Consider the following 17,264-nt stretch of genomic DNA (forward strand, 5'->3'; position numbering starts at 1 on the left):
GGTTTGTGGGTTGGGGGTTGGGGGTTGGTTTGGGTTAGGGAAAGGTTTGCTATGCGTTAGTTTGATTTGGATGGTTTTGCTCGGAATGCTGTGTTGAAGATGTTTTGTATGGATGTTCGCATATAAGGTCGATTTACGGTTTGTGTTTCATGGTGACATTTATCATCTTTGGGTTATAATGTTGAATGGAGCTGAAGCAATGTTTGAAGGAGTTTATTCGATATGAGAATTGAGATATTTCAAGATTTAGTCTGTCCTTGGTGCCGCATCGGGAAGAAGAATTTGATGGATGCGCTAGAATAATTTACTGCAGAACCTGTTGAGTTGCATTATCGCGCGTATCAACTTGATCCTTCGACACCCGTCGAAGGTGCAGATTTCGCGACGCTTATGCGTACTAAATTTCGCGCTGATGAGAGCAAACTGCAAGCAATGCTCCAACAAGTGACTCAGGCTGGACAGGCATCGGGTTTACATTTTGATTTTGCGCAAATCACGAAAATGCCAAATACATTAAAAGCGCATCAGCTCATTGCGATCGCACCTGAAGAAGTCAAGCAGCAGCTTGTTGAGGTCTTGTTCAAATCTTATTTTGAGGATGGAAAAGATATTGGTCACATCGATTTTCTTCTTGAAGCCGCTAGTCTGCATGGCATGGATCTGCATCAAACTCGTATCCAACTTGCTGCTAAACAAGGTCTTGAGCAGGTTGAAGATGACATTGCTTTTGCCGTTCAAGCCGGCGTAACAGGGGTCCCCTTTTTCGTAATTAACCGTAAATATGCGTTAACAGGTGCTCAACCCGCAGCAACTTTTCTGCAAGCATTGGAGCAAATTAGTGCAGAGGGTACGTATGAAGCGTGATCTAAAGTTCAATATCACCCGGCATCTCCACGTGGAGAGTCGGGTTTTTATAAACTGATAAATAGGAGTTTTACGAATGACTACTTTACTTAAGACACTTAAGCAGCTGCCTACTCGCGCAATGATTGTGATACTTCCGTTTTTATTGATGTGTATGGTTGAATATTTGGAAAGGGGCACTTACAAGGAGTTCCATCATTGGATGACAACGTATCCTTTAGCCATGGTGCTTGCCTATTTCGTTGTTGGAGCCATGTATTTGTTTCTTATCGCTGTTACTGGTGGTTCTAAGCTGTCGTTTTGGCTCCTTTGTGCCTTTTTGTTGCCACTTGGGGCGATTAGCGGCAGTAAGTTAAAGGCGATTGGCGCACCTTATTATCCATGGGATCTTTATTTTAATAACCAACTTATGGCGTATAGGAAGTTTTTGAGCGAATATTTTACGAATCGTATTGTTGGATATACCTTGTTGTTTATAGTTATTGTGGCTTGTTTGTTTCATCTCATTTTACGCAATCGTAAAATGAAGCTTCACTGGATCGAACGCAGTGTTTACGGTGTAATCGCAGTTGTAATGGCAACTAGTTTGTATGCGGATAAGCCCCTTTCGTTTACAAAACTATATGGGATTTACACGGTCCCCTGGGATCAAACGATTACCTATGATGAAAATGGTTATTTGTTCTCAACTGTTCAAATGCTTAACTTTTTACATGTAGCGAAACCAGATGGATACAGTAAGAACGCAATTACGTCTCTTCTGGACGAAATCCCAGAAAAACCAGCTACAAATGACAAAAAACCAAATATTATTGTTTTGCTAGGAGAGTCCTTTTTTGATCCGACGACGATGAAAAATGTAACTTTTAGCCGCGATCCTATTCCACATTTGCATGAGTTGCAGAAAAAATTCACAAGCGGCAAGATGTTATCTCCTCAATTCGGGGGTAGTACAGCAAATGTTGAATTTGAGGTTTTATCGGGGAACTCCATGCGTTTTTTCGGAAAATCACCTGATAAAATCATTCCCTATATCGAATATATGAATCACGGTGTCGACTCTTTAGCAAGCATTACAACTAGACAAGGATATACGGCAACCGCGATCAATCCATTTTTCAGTTATTTCTTTGATAGCAGAAAAGTGTATAAGCATTTCGGATTTTCCCGATTTATCTCAAGTGAATATTTCCCGAATGATTTCTCAGGACCTAATTATGCGGATCATGCTGTTGTGAACAAAATTATTGAGGAAACAGAAAAAAGTGCTGGACCTGATTTCATTTTTGCTAATACGATGGAAAATCACCATCCTTACCCTCCCGATAAATTTAATAAAAATACGATTCAGGTTACTGGTGATATTTCGGCAGAGTCAAAAAGTATTCTAGAAACTTATGCACAAGGCATTACAGCTACGGATCAGGCTCTGCAATCTTTGGTTGATTATTATTCAAAAAAGTCAGATCCGACGATTATTTTGTTTTTCGGGGACCATTTCCCTTTCTTTGAGGAAGATTATAAAGTATATCGTGATGCCAAATATGTGTTGCCTAATGACCCCGATCTGTATACGAAGACACATTACACACCTTTTGTAATATGGAATAACTTCGTCCCTGCTGACCAAGAGAAACTGAATTTAACTTCTAGTCCTTCATTTTTGGGGCCTATGCTATTGCATTTGGCAGGTATAAAGGGAAGTTATTATACGGATTATTTATATGATTTATCAAAGAAAATACCAGTCATTCCTCCCCAAGACATGTGGTCGACATTTAACATTAAGGAGAGCGATCTCACTGGGTATGAGAAGCTGCAGTATGATAATCTGTTCGGGGGCAGATACGGCTATGAAGCGAAAGGATACAAAGATACGATTGTCCAACCCGCGTATACGTTAGGATATGGTGATCCTATCATTTCAAAAGTCACGGTAGAAGACAAAAAAGTTAAAGTAACAGGTTCGCCATTTTTCTCATCCTGTAATGTATATATTGATGGGCAGGAAGTTAAGTCTAATTTCGATGGAAAAGATACGCTTTATGTTGATATCGCATCTAATCCTGTAATTGAACTAGGTAAGTCGCAACAAGTTGAAGTACGTATATATGATGATAAAAAGATGAAAATCGGTCAATCCAATCTTTATACATTACCATCGTCATGACAAAAGCCCCCTACGAATAGGATGAAGCATATCCTACTCATAGGGGGCTTTTGTGTGATGAGGCGCATTCCACCAGCTCATGTACATTTCTTCACAACGTTAACTACGGAAGAACTAGGGCACCATCATCTTTTGCGACTGTACACGTTCAATGTGAACGGTACTTCTTATGACCAACATGTCCATCAATATCAAGGTATTTCAGGGATTAAATATGGTCATTATCACGCTTTTTATGGCGTTACTGGCCCGCCAATTGCTGTAGCGAACGGAGCTCATATTCATTTGCTCCAAGGTGTTGTGGATCTTAATCTATACAACACTGGAAGACGCGGTGCGCTTGCTAAATCTGCACAAATGGAAGGGATCATTGTAGAGCTCCATCAGCATGCTTATCAAGGTTATTCGTCAATCGGTTTTGGATATGAACCTTGGTAGCTTACTTCGTTTCAATACGAATTGCCCAGTTGAAGGCGAAGGTTGCACCTGGTTCCAAGCTTCGCGCACCTGTGATTTCAGCCGGATATGATTCATTGAACACATTCATGATGCTTGTGTAAGGTTCAAGGGAAACTGCGTTTGACCATGGCGCTGTGAATAGAACGTGAATTGGGAATTTGTCACCCATATCAAAGATAAGTTTCGTGTTACGAGCTTCGTATGCAATTTCGCATATTTGTGACCCAGATGCGATGCTCAGCATCTGTGATCCGCCAGGATATCCTGGCAGCGACGAGACCTTCGCGCCCTCCTGCAAGGCCGCTGAGAGCGCTGTCGGCACAGGCACCCCTGCCGCAAACCCACCAGCGGTAAGCGGCCATTCTGCTGCCGCTGGAATGGTTACCCGCACACGGTCGGCTTCGCCCTCCGCGAACGCGAAGTATGGGTGAAAGCCAAGTGAAAGCGGCATGGCATTGCCGCCTCGGTTGGCGATTTCACCGCTGAGCGACAGCGTACCGTCCTGCAGACGGTACGTAAAGCGGAAGCATGCGGCGTGTGGGAAATACGCCAGCATGTCCGGTGTCTCCGCGATGTCAAACTCCGCGGAGACATAAGCCCCGCCAGCTGCGTCCACGCCGCTGGCAACGACCTTCCACGGCCGCTCGCGCAGCTGGCCGTGGGCGTGATCTGGCTCCCGATTCGCCGGGAGCCGGTATTCGCGGCCACCGAAGGTGAAGGCCGCTTCTTTTACACGCCCCGGCGGGAACAGAATGGGCACGCCGTAGCGCGAGGAATTGACGCGAAGCTCCGACAAATCGTCGGGCTTCGCGATGTAACTGTGGTTCCGCACATCGAAGCGGAACAGGTGTAGACCGACGGCCGGAATAATTTCGGCCACGGCTTCATTCAAGTGGTCGACGAGTTGAAGCGTCGACTCCCCTTCCCATTCACTATGTATAATTTCATACTGGCTCAAAGATGAATCCCCCTTACTACATATTGTCTTTCATAATAGGTTGCGTTGTATGGTTAAAACGATTTCGCGTTTGATAATAGTTATAAATCATTATGATGCCAAGCACAAGAATTATGCTCGTAATTAAGCTTCCTTCTGCCCCAAAAGCTCCTCCAGACAAGTAAATAGTACCTTTCGTTTCTGTCGTAATGAGTGACGACATGGGAATCCCTGAAACATCAAAGCCAAATATACATCCCTGCATGAAATTCCATGCTAAATGCAGCCCTATGGGCATCCATAGACTACCTGTCAACTCACGACACAAACCCATCAAAAGTCCTGCCAAAAGGATATTGATAAAAGGCAGAGCCGTCGTCCACATCCCTGGATTAAAGCTATGCAGCAGGCCGAAAACAATCGTCGACACCCCTACAGCTATTGTCGGCCCTAAGCGATTTTTCACAAGACCTTGTAAATACCCGCGTGCAAACAGCTCTTCATTGATCGCTACGCCAATAAAGAGAAGAAAGCTCCCGCCTATTGCATAACCCTTTGATAAGCTCCATTCCACTTGAACAAAATGGATGCCTCCGAATAGCCATATCACTAAGCTGCTAAGGGTTATCAGCACGGCCCCCCATAGGAAACCTTCTCCAAACCGACGGCCGAACTGAACCGTGTGCAGTCCTAATTTCCAACCCTTTTTCCGCTCAAATAAATAGAAACCTAAACAAACACCACTTATAAAACCTACAATCTGTGCCCATAATGACGCTTTAATAAAAAAGGGATTACTCGTGACAGCCTCCATGCTTACGATAAGATCTGGGTTTAACCTCACGACAAAGACAGCTGCAGCAATAGATAAAATGACCGTAATAACGATGATAAAAATGAGGGTTAGCAGTACTTTCCCCACAATCTGAAGGATTGGAAATGATCTTCTCTTCTTCACTTCGATTTCGGTTCACTCCTTTCGTCTATGAACAATTCGAGAATTTATGCCCAAATCCTCCCATTTCTTAGAAAGGAAACTCTTGTGCAAACGATTACGTCATGCCACAATAAGACTATATATTGACTCGATTGAGGGGGAACACATGCTTTTTGTCCTATTTGCACTTTGGTTCATCGCATCAGGACTACTTATAGTAGATCCCGGTTCACGTACCATGCGCTGGATGAGCGCGGTGGCTTTTACCGGCGGTTCTGGAGCGTTAGCAGCTGTCATATCCGCGGATATCATTCCCTATTTTCAGGTAACATCACCAAATCCATCACTAAGTGCATTCTTTTATCGTGTGATGAGCATCTGCTCCTTACTTTCCTATTATGGCTTACCCTACGCTTTCGCAATGCTATCCTTAGCCTATCATTCCACTTGGCAGAAGCCTCTTCTGCGCACATGGTTACCGCTAGTATTGCTAGTACCGCCACTTGTCTGTTTGATCTTATTGCCAGGGTATACCGAAGAAATGCCCATAGAATTCAGCGTAGTCGCGATCTGGGCCTTCCCATACATCTTCATAGGTGCTTTACTGATTGTACTCAAAAAGGAACATCTCCCGGCCATGAGGCGAACCCATTTGTTCACCTGCCTAGCACTGATTCCACCCATACTTTGTGTTGGTGTGCTCAATTATGTCATGCCCAGCTTCGGTTTTTATCGATTGTGGATCTATCATGTATGGATTTTGGCCTTTGTGGTCCCTTTCTTTGTATTTACGTTTTTCAAATATGGGTTTCTCGGTATCAGGCTGCTCATTGAGCGCCGTAAGCTGGATTCTACGCTCCGCGCCATTACGTCTGGTACGGCCATTCTTAACCATGCCATCAAAAATGATGTAGGAAAAATGCGGTTATTTCTGGAAAAGATGAACCAACATGCAACAGACACAGGGCAAACCGAACTTATACAGGACATTCATGTGGTCATGAACGCCTCTAGACATATTCAGGAAATGATTAGCCGTGTTCATGAGCAAACACAAGAATTGCCCCTGCGCATTTCACAGGTTGACGTCGTTCAGTTGCTGCAAGATGTGCTAGAATCCCTAGAAGTCTATTTAGGAAAGATTCATGTAATTGTTGAGTTGCCTGATCAGCTCGAACTTAAACTTGATCAGATCCAGGTCACAGAAACATTAACAAACATTCTTATGAATGCCATCGAAGCGATGAGCAGCGGTGGAGATCTTTCTATAAAAGCTTTTTCAAACAAGAAAAATATGGTTCTTGAAATTAAAGATACAGGCATGGGCATGGAGAAATCCGTCCTCAAGCAAGCAGTAGAACCTTTTTACACGACAAAAAGTGGTAACCGGAATAACTTTGGTCTCGGCCTAGCTTATTGCTATAGCGTCATGAAAAAACATGGTGGTAGTTTGGAAATTAGCAGTGAACCCGGTAAAGGTACAAGTGTTTATTTGACATTTCCGGGACAGCGTTAGACTTGCGGAGGAGAGGGAATATCGGAATGGATGCAATTCGCATACTCATCGTGGAAGATGATTTAGACTGGCTGCGCGGTCTGACGGATTACTTGAATCGTCAAGGAGATATGACTGTCGTGGAGAGCCGATCTACAGCAGAAGATGCTCAAGCGTTATTTAGTCAGGCCACGCCTTCTGCTGATGTCGTACTTATGGATATTATGCTTCAAAATGAACCCGCGGGCATAAGTCTTGCGGAGCAAGCCTTCTTGTCTTGGGGAGCCAAAGTCATCATGTTAACCTCCATGGAGGAAAAGGATTTCATTTTCCGTTCCTTTCAAGCAGGTGCGATTGATTATCAAATTAAGTCTCGTTTCGAGGAGCTCCCAGGCATTATTCGGGCTGCACATGCGCGCAAGTCCGCTATTAATGCAGCTGTTTCTGAACAAATGCGCGAGGAGTTCCGCAGACTCAAACGGCTGGAGCAGCAATTCAAGATCAAAGAGGTCCGGGATCTCATAACCCCAACGGAGCTTCAAGTTCTTGATATGATCGATCAAGGCCATACGCAGACGGAAATTGCGAACCGTTTCTTCATTTCATTGCGAACAGTTAAAATTCATGTTGGGCATATTTTGAAAAAGCTCGGAAGCCCGAGCAGCAAGGATGCTGCTCAGCAGTTAAGAAATTTAGGGTTTTTCGAGCGAGGTTCTTCACAAAAGGATAATGAAATCAAGAAGGAGAAATCCGATTAGTGGATATCTTTCTTCTTGAATCTTCCGCCTTTGACATCATGGATATTGCCAACTGCAAGAAATGCTTTGGGGTCAAGTCCATCCACGATGGATTTCAACTTGGCTTCTTCCAAACGCGTAATCACACAAAAGATAACCTTCTTGTTATCACCAGAGAATCCGCCTTCACCTTCTAAATAGGTGACCCCGCGTCCTAAGCGGTCCATGATAGCCCCGCCTATCTCTCTAAAGTTGTCACTAATAATCCACACCGACTTCGACTCATCGAACCCTTCAATGGTGACATCAATCATTTTATAAGCAATAAAATAAGCGATTAACGAGTACATGGCACGGTCCCAGGTATAGACAAACCCTGCACTTCCAAGAATGAATAAGTTTAGAAACATAACGATCTCACCGACCGAGAAAGGAATTTTTTTCGAAACGAGAATCGCAACGATTTCTGTCCCATCCAGTGATCCCCCAAAACGAATAACCATCCCCACGCCTATGCCAAGAATAATCCCGCCGAATACCGCGGCTAACAACGGATCATTCGTAAGCTCCTTCACAGGATGAAGCAAGGCCGTACCTGTCGACATGACAAGAATAGCGAAAAGCGTAGATAAAGCAAAGGTTTTACCAATCAATTTATAACCAATGAATAAAAAAGGAATATTTAATAAGAACAGGAACACACCGATCGGCCCTTGTGTTAAATAAGATAAAATGATCGAAATTCCCGTAATGCCTCCATCAATAATTCGATTCGGCACTAAAAAAATTTCTAACCCAACAGACATTAAAACGGCACCAATGAATAAGAACAATCCACGACGAAAAAAAGCACTTTTTGTCATTTTTCGATGTTGAAGCTGCATGACTGCTTCTCTTTTTAGCTGCATTTGTTCTTTGGCCATACGCGAGTCCCCCCTAACTTATCTCCTCTTTTTAAGTATTCTCGATATAGCCACGATTTTCCTGCATTCTATCTATTTTTCATAGAGATACCATCGAATAATGTCGAAAGGCATGGTATAATATCAGGTGTTCAAAGGACTTTTAACTTATATTTGTACAGGAGAATCTATGAAACAACACATTGAACGATTGTTATCGGTAATTCGGCCAAGACTGCCACTTTTACTTCTTGCATTAATCCCAGTTCTGATCATGGAAATCTTGAGCCGCGGGAACTACACTGAAATGTTGTCATGGAGCTTCAAGCATTTTCTAGAGCTACTTTTCAACGAGTGGATCGTAATAAGCCTTCTGTTGTTATTCGTTGCCATCATTGGGCGAACTCGAATCGCATATTGGGTCATTGCCGGTTTCCTCGTTATCTTGGCCCTTATTAGCGGCGTAAAGCTCAAAATACTAGGCGTACCTTTGACGCCATGGGATTTAGTTGTAGCAGGCGAAGCCTCTGATATGGTGAAGTATTTATCCAACATTTTGACATTTAACGTCTTATCTGTCATTCTCCTGTTCCTTGTTGGCAGTTACTTCATCCTCTACCGTACAACCATGTTTATTAAAAAAGTAGCCTTAAAAGAACGAGCAATTCTTGCTGGAATTGGTTTAGTTATGTTTTTAGCTGTCTATACGGATCTGCCACTGCCTGTTCAGAAGTGGTTTGGTATCGAAGCAGCTGTCTGGAATCAAGTGCAGAACACCCAAACAAACGGATATGCGCTTGCTACAGTACTGAATACCAAAGAAATGTTCTCTAATTCCCAAGAAGGTTATGATGATAAAGCCATTGAAGCTATCGTGAATGCATCACCCAAGCCACCTATTAAAGTTGGGGATTCAACAACACCAATTAAACCGAACGTTATTGTCATTTTAAGCGAATCCTTCTGGGATCCCACCCTTATCTCAGGCGCTAAGTTCGACAAAGATCCGATTCCTTTCTTCCATAAGCTACAGAAGTCGGGAACAAGTGGAACGATGCTGTCACCTCAGTATGGCGGCGGAACAGCGAATGTGGAATTCGAGGTTCTTACGGGGAACTCAATGCGTTTCTTACCACAAGGCTCTATTGCCTATAATCAATATATTTCAAATGAAGTCGATTCATTAGCGAGTATTTATGCACGTCAGGGTTATACATCAACAGCTATTAGTCCTTTTTATAACTGGTATTTCAACAGTAATAAAATTTATCAAGACTTCGGATTTTCTAAATATATCCCGATTGAATATTTTAAACCGACGTATTCCGGTCCTTATATTGCAGATAGCGAAGTTGCTGCTAACATTATTCATGCAACTGAGCAAAGCTCAGGCTCGGATTTCGTGTTTGCGAACACGATGGAGAATCACTTTCATTACTTCCCAGGCAAGTTCCCGAAAAACACGTTTAACGTAACAGGCAACTTCTCCGCTTCTTCCGTTGGGATGCTTGAAACGCTTGCTCAAGGTATTAACGGGTCTGACAATATGTTGAAGGAATTAGTGGAATACTACGAGAAAAAAGGCGAGCCTACGATTATTGCATTCTGGGGCGACCACCTGCCAGCACTTGGTGATGATTACGCAACGTATATTGACACGAAATATATTAGCGGTAAAGACGATCCTGATTTCTTGAAAAAGATGTACAGTGTTCCATTGGTCGTATGGAATAATTTCGATACCGAACGTAAAGACAATTTGAATATTAGCCCTTCCTTCTTAGGTCCTTATTTAATCGAATTATCGAAGCAACAAGGCAATTATTATACGAATTTCTTAACGGAATTGGCTAAAAAGTATCCAGTTATCCCACCTAAAGATCATTTTGACGAAATGAATATCAAAGAAGATGATTTGAAGAATTACGAAACTTTGCAGTATGATATTCTATTCGGAGATCGACACGCATACAAAAACTATCAAACACCGATTATTGATCCTAAATATATGCTTGGTTTCGGCCCAATCAGTTTAGATAAGGTAGAAGCTGACTCCCAAGATATTTCAGGTAGGACGAATTTAACACTCACTGTATCTGGTAATAATCTTCCACCTCTAGGTTACGTAACTTTGAACGGAAAAGCGATACCTACGACTTGGAAAGATGAGCATACTTGTACCGCGTTAGTTGAAGGGGCTCTACTCAAAACAGGACTTTGGGACATCCAAGTACAGGTGAAGGACTCCAAAGAAACAATTGTAGGCAAATCGAATTCGGTTTCCATTGATATTGGCGGACGTTAATAAAGCTTGTTGGCAGTCCCTGATTCTCACTTTGAGGATCAGGGGCTTTTGCTTATTAACCTGCTGCTGAAAATAAGTAAGAGCCCATCCCGTGAAGGGATGAGCTCTCGTTACAAACTTTATATACTAAAGATTAATGATTTTGCCAGTCGCTTCGGATTCGAACGCTGCAAGAATTACTTTCAATGCTTGGTAGCCCTCTTCGCCAGAAATACGAGGAGGTTTATTATCTAGAATGCTAGTAACGAACTCGCTGATAACTCCGCTAGATGTTTGTTTCTCATTCGTTGCGACTTGACCTACTTTGTAACGCTCAACTGTACCATTACGAAGCTCAACGATCACTTGATCGTTAGGGTCTGTATCAATTTTGATAACACCATTCTCACACCATAGAACCGTGGAGTTGTCTTGGCCTTTGTAGTAAGTCCAGCTTGCTACTAAGGAACCTGTAGCTCCGCTCTTCATACGAAGCAAGCAAGTAGCATTATCATCGACGTCTGTACCCTCTTTGTGAAGCGTACCAACGAATGCAGCTACCTGAGCAACTTCATCATCAAGCAACCAACGGATAAGATCGGACTTGTGTACGCCTAGATCGCCCATAGCGCCCATAATAGCTTCTTCCTTACGGAAGAACCAGCTTTCACGACCATCAACGCTCCAGCCCTCAGGACCTGGATGACCGAATGATGTACGGAATGTAAGAACTTTTCCAAGTTTACCTGATTCCAAGATTTCTTTCGCTTTCACGTGTGGAGGCATTAGACGTTGGTTGTGACCAACCATCAAGAATACGCCATTTTTCTTCGCAGCTTCAATCATTGCTTCGGATTCAGCAGCCGAAGTAGCCATTGGCTTCTCAACTAGCACATGCGCGCCAGCGTTAGCCGCGGCGATGGAGATTTCGGCGTGAAGGTAATTCGGTGTACAAACGCTAACAGCGTCAACTTTCTCAGCTTTCAACATGTCAACATAGTTACTATAAGCTTTACCACCATGCAATTCAGCGTAGTGTTGTGCTCTTTCAATGATCGGATCAACAAATGCAACTAGCTCAACATTTGAATTGGATGCGTATTCTGGGATATGTCTATGTTTGGAAATGGAACCACAGCCAATGACGGCTACTTTAATTTTACTCATGTGATAAATGCTCCTTCAATTATAAGAATAAATTAGTTATGAACGTTTAAATAATGCTCTTTAACCCAGTTAAAGCTGTTTTCGATACTAGTTAAAGGTGCCTTCTGACAGTTATCTTGTTCCACGACTAGCCACTCTACGCCAGCTTGCTCGGCAGCAACGATAACTTTATCTAGCGGAACATCCCCTAAGCCTAGCTCCAAAGTAACTAGTTTACCATCAGCATCCTTTGTGAAATCTTTGAAATGAACCAAAGGAAGACGTCCAGCATATTTAGCAATGTAAGCTAATGGATCTTGTCCTGCAAATTGCACCCAACATACATCCATTTCGACTTTAATAGCATCGTTATTCGCATACATCGCATCGAAAACGAACTCATCTTCCACTTTGTAATGGAATTCGAAGTCATGATTGTGATAAAGGAATTGCAAGCCTTGTTTTTGCGTCTCAACCGCTAGTGCTTGGCACTCCGCGATTAGGGCTTTCCATTGGTCAACGGATTCGCGCTCTTCTGCACCAACATAAGGGCAAATGGCATATGTAGCACCGATTGTTTTCAAATAATCGATTTCACCTTGGAAATTTTCACGGAATCTTTGCAAGCTGATATGACTTCCGAAAGCTTTCAATCCTAGCTCATCGAGCAAACCTTTAAGCTTATCCGCAGGCATGTCATAATAACCAGCAAACTCAACACCCTCATATCCTAACTTCGCAACATGGCGAAGTGTACCTTCCATATCACGTGCCATATCATCTCTCAATGTGTACAATTGAAGTCCAATTCCTAAACGTCCCATTTGTTCTCCTCTTTTCTCATAGTGAAATCATGAATAGTAATCTTGGCATAAGTATAATCGAAATTAGCCTATTATGACCATTCACGATATAATTAAAACATCTCTTATTTGGCTACGAAAGGCGAAATCACATGAAAGCTGAACTATTAACTTGTGGGTATTCATTTCATATGGACCCGTTTTATAACAGTAATAAATCAGGACTACTTTATTATCTTTTTCGACTACAGACAGAAGGCAGTTGTGAAGCCCTTGTTGATGGCCGTATGGTCCCGATAGAAGCAGGTCATCTGCTTTTGTTTAAACCTGGTGATCCTTACGAGCTGCGAATCGAACAGGCGAAGACGCAACCTGATCAGAAAATCGCCAGCGGCGATTACTACTTATTTTGCAAAGGCGATTGGATTGATGCATGGTGGAAACGTAACAACAAACCTACTTGCATGCGCATTGACCTCGACCCCAGATTAATCTCACTATGGCGGCAATTAAGCCTCGAGAAACGCAGAATGGAAGAAGAGAATCCCGAGCTAAGCAGTTATTTGCTCCAAGCGCTCTGCCTTTATCTTGAACGAGCAGCAACAGAAACGGTGCAAGGTCGCCCTTTCACTGGCACTCGCATGAAACGATTTATTGAGGCACATGCTACGGCAGCGTTCAAAATTGAAGATGTCGCAGATCATGTAGGACTTAGTATCTCCCGAGCTGTCCATTTGTTCAAAGAATATTTTGGTAAAACAATGATCCAATATGCCACTGAAGTACGCCTATCCAGTGCAGTTGAGCGTATGCATGATAGCTCCATGTCCTTAGAACAAATTGCTCTTAGCTGTGGATTTGGTTCTTACCCTTACTTTCATCGTGCATTTAAACAACGTTTCGGTACGTCACCCAAAGCCTATCGACAGAACATGCAGCACACTTAGTTGATTAAATTCACACAATATTCAATTTTTCTAGCTATTGTATGAAACATTTTCAGCCGCTAAATCGTATTATCTATATACGAAAATACATAGCAATCTCTTATTTGTCTTAAAATTGTAAAACTATTTTAAGGTTCTATTAATAATAATCCGATATGCTAGTACTATATCCAATTCTTAGGATGGTGGAACTCATGAAAATGTTTATAACGATTCATAACAAACCTGTACCCGTATACTCCGATGAGAAAAATAAAAAGAAGTTCAATTTACTGAAGTCAGCACTTGAGGCCAAGGTCACCAAAGGTAGAGCAACACTCAAGAAATGTCTGGATTCAATCATTAGCATCGAGATTGTCGGGTGCGAAGCGATTCTTCATTCATTGAATGAACGAGATTCGTTGGCCTTATCACTTTACTAAAAAAAAGCCTGAAATCCACTGATGGATTTCAGGCTTTTTTGCTACAAGTACTTCTGTTCAACGATATTAAGATGATGCTGGGCATGACCTGCGATCACGTAAGCAATAGCACGGGCAGAAATTGCGAACGTATTCGCTGTACCAACACGTGTCCACGCTGTTTCGGTAATGGTAGGCAACAACGCCAATGTAGCTTGTCGCACGGCTTGGAAATCCTTCACCAAATCCGTTAAAGCCACATCGTCGAAAGATGTATTGGCAATAAAAATGTCTTGATCAAAGCCAGGTAAATCCGTCGTGTCTCCACGAGCAATGCGGAGTAGTCGATAGCTCATAATTCGCTCTGTATCCGTAATATGAGCCAGTACTTCCTTCAAACTCCACTTCCCTGGTGCATAGCGAGATAAAGCCTGTTCCTCTGTTAATTGTAAAAATAGGGATCCGAGTGCCTTTTCTTGACTATTCAAAATGGATACATAGTCGCCTTCGGGTACCAGCCCGATATACCCCGTATAGTAGGATGAATATTCGTCATGACTTGGTCGTTGCAGCATGTTAGAATTGTCTCCCTTCACTTAATATGATGGTATGAATCTATCTATCATATCGCAAAGTTCCCGAAAAATGAATCATCTTCCAATGTAAGTTGAGCAAAATCTAGTTCATGTCACCCTCGTCTATTTCGCTGAAACGATGTTCTGAGGTATCTACAAGAGCAGATGAACTCCCATCACACGACAACTCTTCAACCTCTCAACTTCTTCACTTTCATTACCTTCTCCAGTCTCTCCCCTATCTGACTAGGATATTTGAACGAAAATTGTTGTTGCAGATACTACAGAAATTGAATTTCGCCGCAGTGAAACCTCCGAAAAACCCCCATTTCCCAAAAAGGGAAATAGGGGTTTACATCTACTGCTGCTTAGCATTCAGCAGCCAGATTTTGCTCTGGAAGTCGTTATGCAATCCGACGACAGGAATACCGGCGTATAACAGATGATCGCCAGGGAAGAGCCCTTCCGAACCTTCGATTTCATAATCGAAGTCAGGGTTGAGTCCTTTTAAGCGTAACGTCTTCAACGGCGCATACGGTTCTGCAAGCACTCGGATGAACACAACCATGGCTTGTGTCTTGTCCTCGGAGACAATCATCCACGCGGTGTCGTTCCCCTCGAACGGGCTCAACAGGCGATACATATCGCCAAACTGAACAAGCGGTCGAAGTTGTTTGTAGTCGGCAACCTGACGTTTGACGAGCTCTTTCTCTTCTTCTGTGAACTTCGTCAGATCAAGCTCATAGCCGAAGTTACCGGACATGGCTACATGACCGCGGGTTTCCAAGGACGTCATGCGATGAACTTGATGATTAGGTACAGCAGATACATGCGACCCCATGGAACTAACAGGGTACACGATACTGGTGCCATATTGGATTTTCAAACGGCATACGGCATCCGTGTTATCGCTCGTCCATGTTTGCGGCATGTAATACAGAATACCTGGATCAAAACGCCCACCACCGCCGGAGCAGCTTTCAAATAAGATATGCGGGTATTCGGTAGTAATGGCTTCCATTACGCGATACAAGCCGAGCATATAGCGATGTGCTGTCTCCCTTTGACGTTCAGGTGGCAAGGCCGCGGAGCCAATTTCCGTCATATTCCGATTCATATCCCATTTGACATATGTGATAGGCGCACTGCTTAAAATTTTACGCAGCATGTCCATCACGCCATTACAAACCTCTTCGCGTGAAAAATCAAGAATCAGCTGTCCACGACCTTCTGTACGACGACGATCCGGTACATGTAAGCACCAATCTGGATGCTTCCGGTACAAATCACTCTCAGGTGATACCATCTCTGGTTCAAACCATAAACCGAATTCCAAGCCTAGCTTATTCACTCGCTCTACTAAATCTTCAAGTCCACCAGGTAGCTTCGCCTTATCGACAACCCAGTCCCCAAGTGAGGTCGTATCATCATTTCTTTTGCCGAACCAACCATCATCCAATACGAAAAGCTCAATACCAAGCTCTTTTCCGGCACGAGCAATACTTTCAATTTTATCTGCATTAAAATCGAAATACGTCGCTTCCCAGTTGTTGACTAGGACAGGTCGCACACGATCACGGAATTTTCCGCGGCACAGTCGCGTACGGTATAGGCGGTGATAGGCTCTGGACATCTCACCAATCCCCTGACCAGAGTACACCATAACAGCCTCAGGTGTTTGGAACTGTTGTCCTGGCTCTAGCAGCCAACTGAAATCAAAAGGATTGATTCCGATAGAGACTCGTGCTGTAGCAAAAGGATCGACTTCGGCATGCGCTGCGAAATTCCCGCTGTATACGAGGTTAAAACCATACACATCTCCGTAGTCTTCATTCGCATCTTTGGCAAGCAAAGCGATAAACGGGTTATGGGAGTGACTGCTTGATCCACGTCGGCTTTCAACGGTTAATTTACCTGGAGCCAAGGCTCTTCTTTCAATATGACGCTCACGCGCCCAACTACCTGAGAGATGCAACAGATCCCAGTCGGCATGCGGAAAGTCTACATTCAAGCTTAATGCTCGCAAAAGCTTAAGTTCAGCCGTTCCTTCATTAATGAAACGAACAGAACGTGTGATAGCCGCATGATCGGCGAAAATCGTGTACGAAAGAATGGCTCGAAAGCCGGCTACTTTATCAACAAGCTCAATTTCTAGCGTTTCAGCTTCATGATCTGCTTCTACATACGTAGATGGTAAGCCATCAAGTACTGGCTTTCCTTGCACGATACGATGCTTGTCATAGACAAGCTCAGTAATCGTCGAACCATTGGGTTGCGCAACTTGATACGCAGGCTCGCGGAAGTCGCTTGTCCCATAAGCAGGATACTCCTGTGGAAGCGTATCGAAGGAGATCTTTCTATTTTCCTTAACCGGATTCGGGCTAAAAGATGCTCGTTCCTTATATTGAATCACCGTGCCGAGTTGACCAGATCGTATAGAGCGGCCCCAGTACACGTGGGCTGGATAGGAACCATTAATAAGCTGAATCACATAGCTCATATGTTTATTTTGCAAATGAAATATACCTTGTACAGGTTCAAAAGAAATCGTCATTATAAATCCCTCCTATCCTCTATTATCGTGTCCAGAAGGAAACAAAACTATGG

15 protein-coding genes are annotated in these 17,264 nt (G+C 43.2%); 8 read left to right on the forward strand and 7 right to left on the reverse strand.

Translation table 11 applies throughout. The annotated features are described in order from the left end of the window. The first annotated feature begins 324 nt into the window (after nt 1–324). The 3 genes from L6I86_RS08855 to L6I86_RS08865 all read left to right on the forward strand — a co-directional run bounded on the left by L6I86_RS08855 (nt 325) and on the right by L6I86_RS08865 (nt 3,472). Nucleotides 325–864, forward strand: a complete 540-nt coding sequence (locus L6I86_RS08855; RefSeq protein WP_236286371.1) for a DsbA family oxidoreductase — start codon at nt 325–327, stop codon at nt 862–864. 76 nt (nt 865–940) lie between these two features. Next, nucleotides 941–3,034 carry an LTA synthase family protein gene (locus tag L6I86_RS08860; RefSeq protein ID WP_236286373.1) on the forward strand — a complete coding sequence of 698 codons (2,094 nt, stop codon included), beginning with the start codon at nt 941–943 and terminating at the stop codon, nt 3,032–3,034. A 57-nt stretch (nt 3,035–3,091) separates the two neighbouring features. Continuing rightward, a complete protein-coding gene (locus L6I86_RS08865; RefSeq protein WP_236286375.1) occupies nt 3,092–3,472 on the forward strand; it encodes a YmaF family protein in 381 nt (126 codons plus the stop codon). A 1-nt stretch (nt 3,473) separates the two neighbouring features. On the opposite strand, the gene L6I86_RS08870 is transcribed toward L6I86_RS08865, so the two are convergent. Continuing rightward, nucleotides 3,474–4,373 carry an aldose 1-epimerase gene (locus tag L6I86_RS08870; protein WP_276574834.1) on the reverse strand — a complete coding sequence of 300 codons (900 nt, stop codon included), beginning with the start codon at nt 4,371–4,373 and terminating at the stop codon, nt 3,474–3,476. 94 nt (nt 4,374–4,467) lie between these two features. Further along, nucleotides 4,468–5,388 (reverse strand): CPBP family intramembrane glutamic endopeptidase, encoded by a 921-nt coding sequence (locus L6I86_RS08875; RefSeq protein WP_236286377.1) that lies wholly within the window; start codon nt 5,386–5,388, stop codon nt 4,468–4,470. 145 nt (nt 5,389–5,533) lie between these two features. On the opposite strand from L6I86_RS08875, the gene L6I86_RS08880 reads away from it, so the two are divergent. Next, the gene (locus tag L6I86_RS08880) at nt 5,534–6,883 is read left to right on the forward strand and encodes a sensor histidine kinase (protein ID WP_236286381.1); all 1,350 of its coding nucleotides are present in this window, start codon (nt 5,534–5,536) and stop codon (nt 6,881–6,883) included. Nucleotides 6,884–6,909: 26 nt separating this feature from the next. Beyond that, nucleotides 6,910–7,620, forward strand: coding sequence for a response regulator transcription factor (locus L6I86_RS08885; protein WP_236286383.1), 711 nt, complete (start codon nt 6,910–6,912; stop codon nt 7,618–7,620). On the opposite strand, the gene L6I86_RS08890 is transcribed toward L6I86_RS08885, so the two are convergent. Continuing rightward, nucleotides 7,617–8,462 carry a YitT family protein gene (locus L6I86_RS08890; RefSeq protein ID WP_420851868.1) on the reverse strand — a complete coding sequence of 282 codons (846 nt, stop codon included), beginning with the start codon at nt 8,460–8,462 and terminating at the stop codon, nt 7,617–7,619. The genes L6I86_RS08885 and L6I86_RS08890 overlap by 4 nt on opposite strands. Nucleotides 8,463–8,691: 229 nt before the next feature. Between L6I86_RS08890 and L6I86_RS08895 the strand changes: the two genes are divergently transcribed. Further along, complete coding sequence (locus tag L6I86_RS08895) at nt 8,692–10,806, forward strand: LTA synthase family protein (RefSeq protein ID WP_236286392.1); 2,115 nt, start codon at nt 8,692–8,694, stop codon at nt 10,804–10,806. 126 nt (nt 10,807–10,932) lie between these two features. Here L6I86_RS08895 and L6I86_RS08900 read toward each other — a convergent pair whose 3' ends face one another. Further along, nucleotides 10,933–11,952 (reverse strand): Gfo/Idh/MocA family protein, encoded by a 1,020-nt coding sequence (locus L6I86_RS08900; RefSeq protein WP_236286394.1) that lies wholly within the window; start codon nt 11,950–11,952, stop codon nt 10,933–10,935. A gap of 32 nt (nt 11,953–11,984) precedes the next feature. Beyond that, complete coding sequence (locus tag L6I86_RS08905) at nt 11,985–12,755, reverse strand: sugar phosphate isomerase/epimerase family protein (RefSeq protein ID WP_056614805.1); 771 nt, start codon at nt 12,753–12,755, stop codon at nt 11,985–11,987. Between the two features lie 131 nt (nt 12,756–12,886). Between L6I86_RS08905 and L6I86_RS08910 the strand changes: the two genes are divergently transcribed. Then, nucleotides 12,887–13,681 (forward strand): AraC family transcriptional regulator, encoded by a 795-nt coding sequence (locus L6I86_RS08910; protein ID WP_236286396.1) that lies wholly within the window; start codon nt 12,887–12,889, stop codon nt 13,679–13,681. Between the two features lie 194 nt (nt 13,682–13,875). Next, nucleotides 13,876–14,103 (forward strand): hypothetical protein, encoded by a 228-nt coding sequence (locus tag L6I86_RS08915; RefSeq protein ID WP_028554145.1) that lies wholly within the window; start codon nt 13,876–13,878, stop codon nt 14,101–14,103. Nucleotides 14,104–14,144: 41 nt separating this feature from the next. Here L6I86_RS08915 and L6I86_RS08920 read toward each other — a convergent pair whose 3' ends face one another. Both L6I86_RS08920 and L6I86_RS08925 read right to left on the reverse strand, forming a co-directional pair. Then, the gene (locus L6I86_RS08920; RefSeq protein WP_236286398.1) at nt 14,145–14,657 is read right to left on the reverse strand and encodes a DinB family protein; all 513 of its coding nucleotides are present in this window, start codon (nt 14,655–14,657) and stop codon (nt 14,145–14,147) included. 358 nt (nt 14,658–15,015) lie between these two features. Continuing rightward, on the reverse strand, nt 15,016–17,211 hold the full coding sequence (locus L6I86_RS08925) for an alpha-galactosidase (RefSeq protein WP_236286400.1): 2,196 nt from the start codon (nt 17,209–17,211) through the stop codon (nt 15,016–15,018). Nucleotides 17,212–17,264: the final 53 nt, after the last annotated feature.

Source organism: Paenibacillus allorhizoplanae (assembly GCF_927798215.1).
GTDB lineage: Bacteria > Bacillota > Bacilli > Paenibacillales > NBRC-103111 > Paenibacillus_E > Paenibacillus_E allorhizoplanae.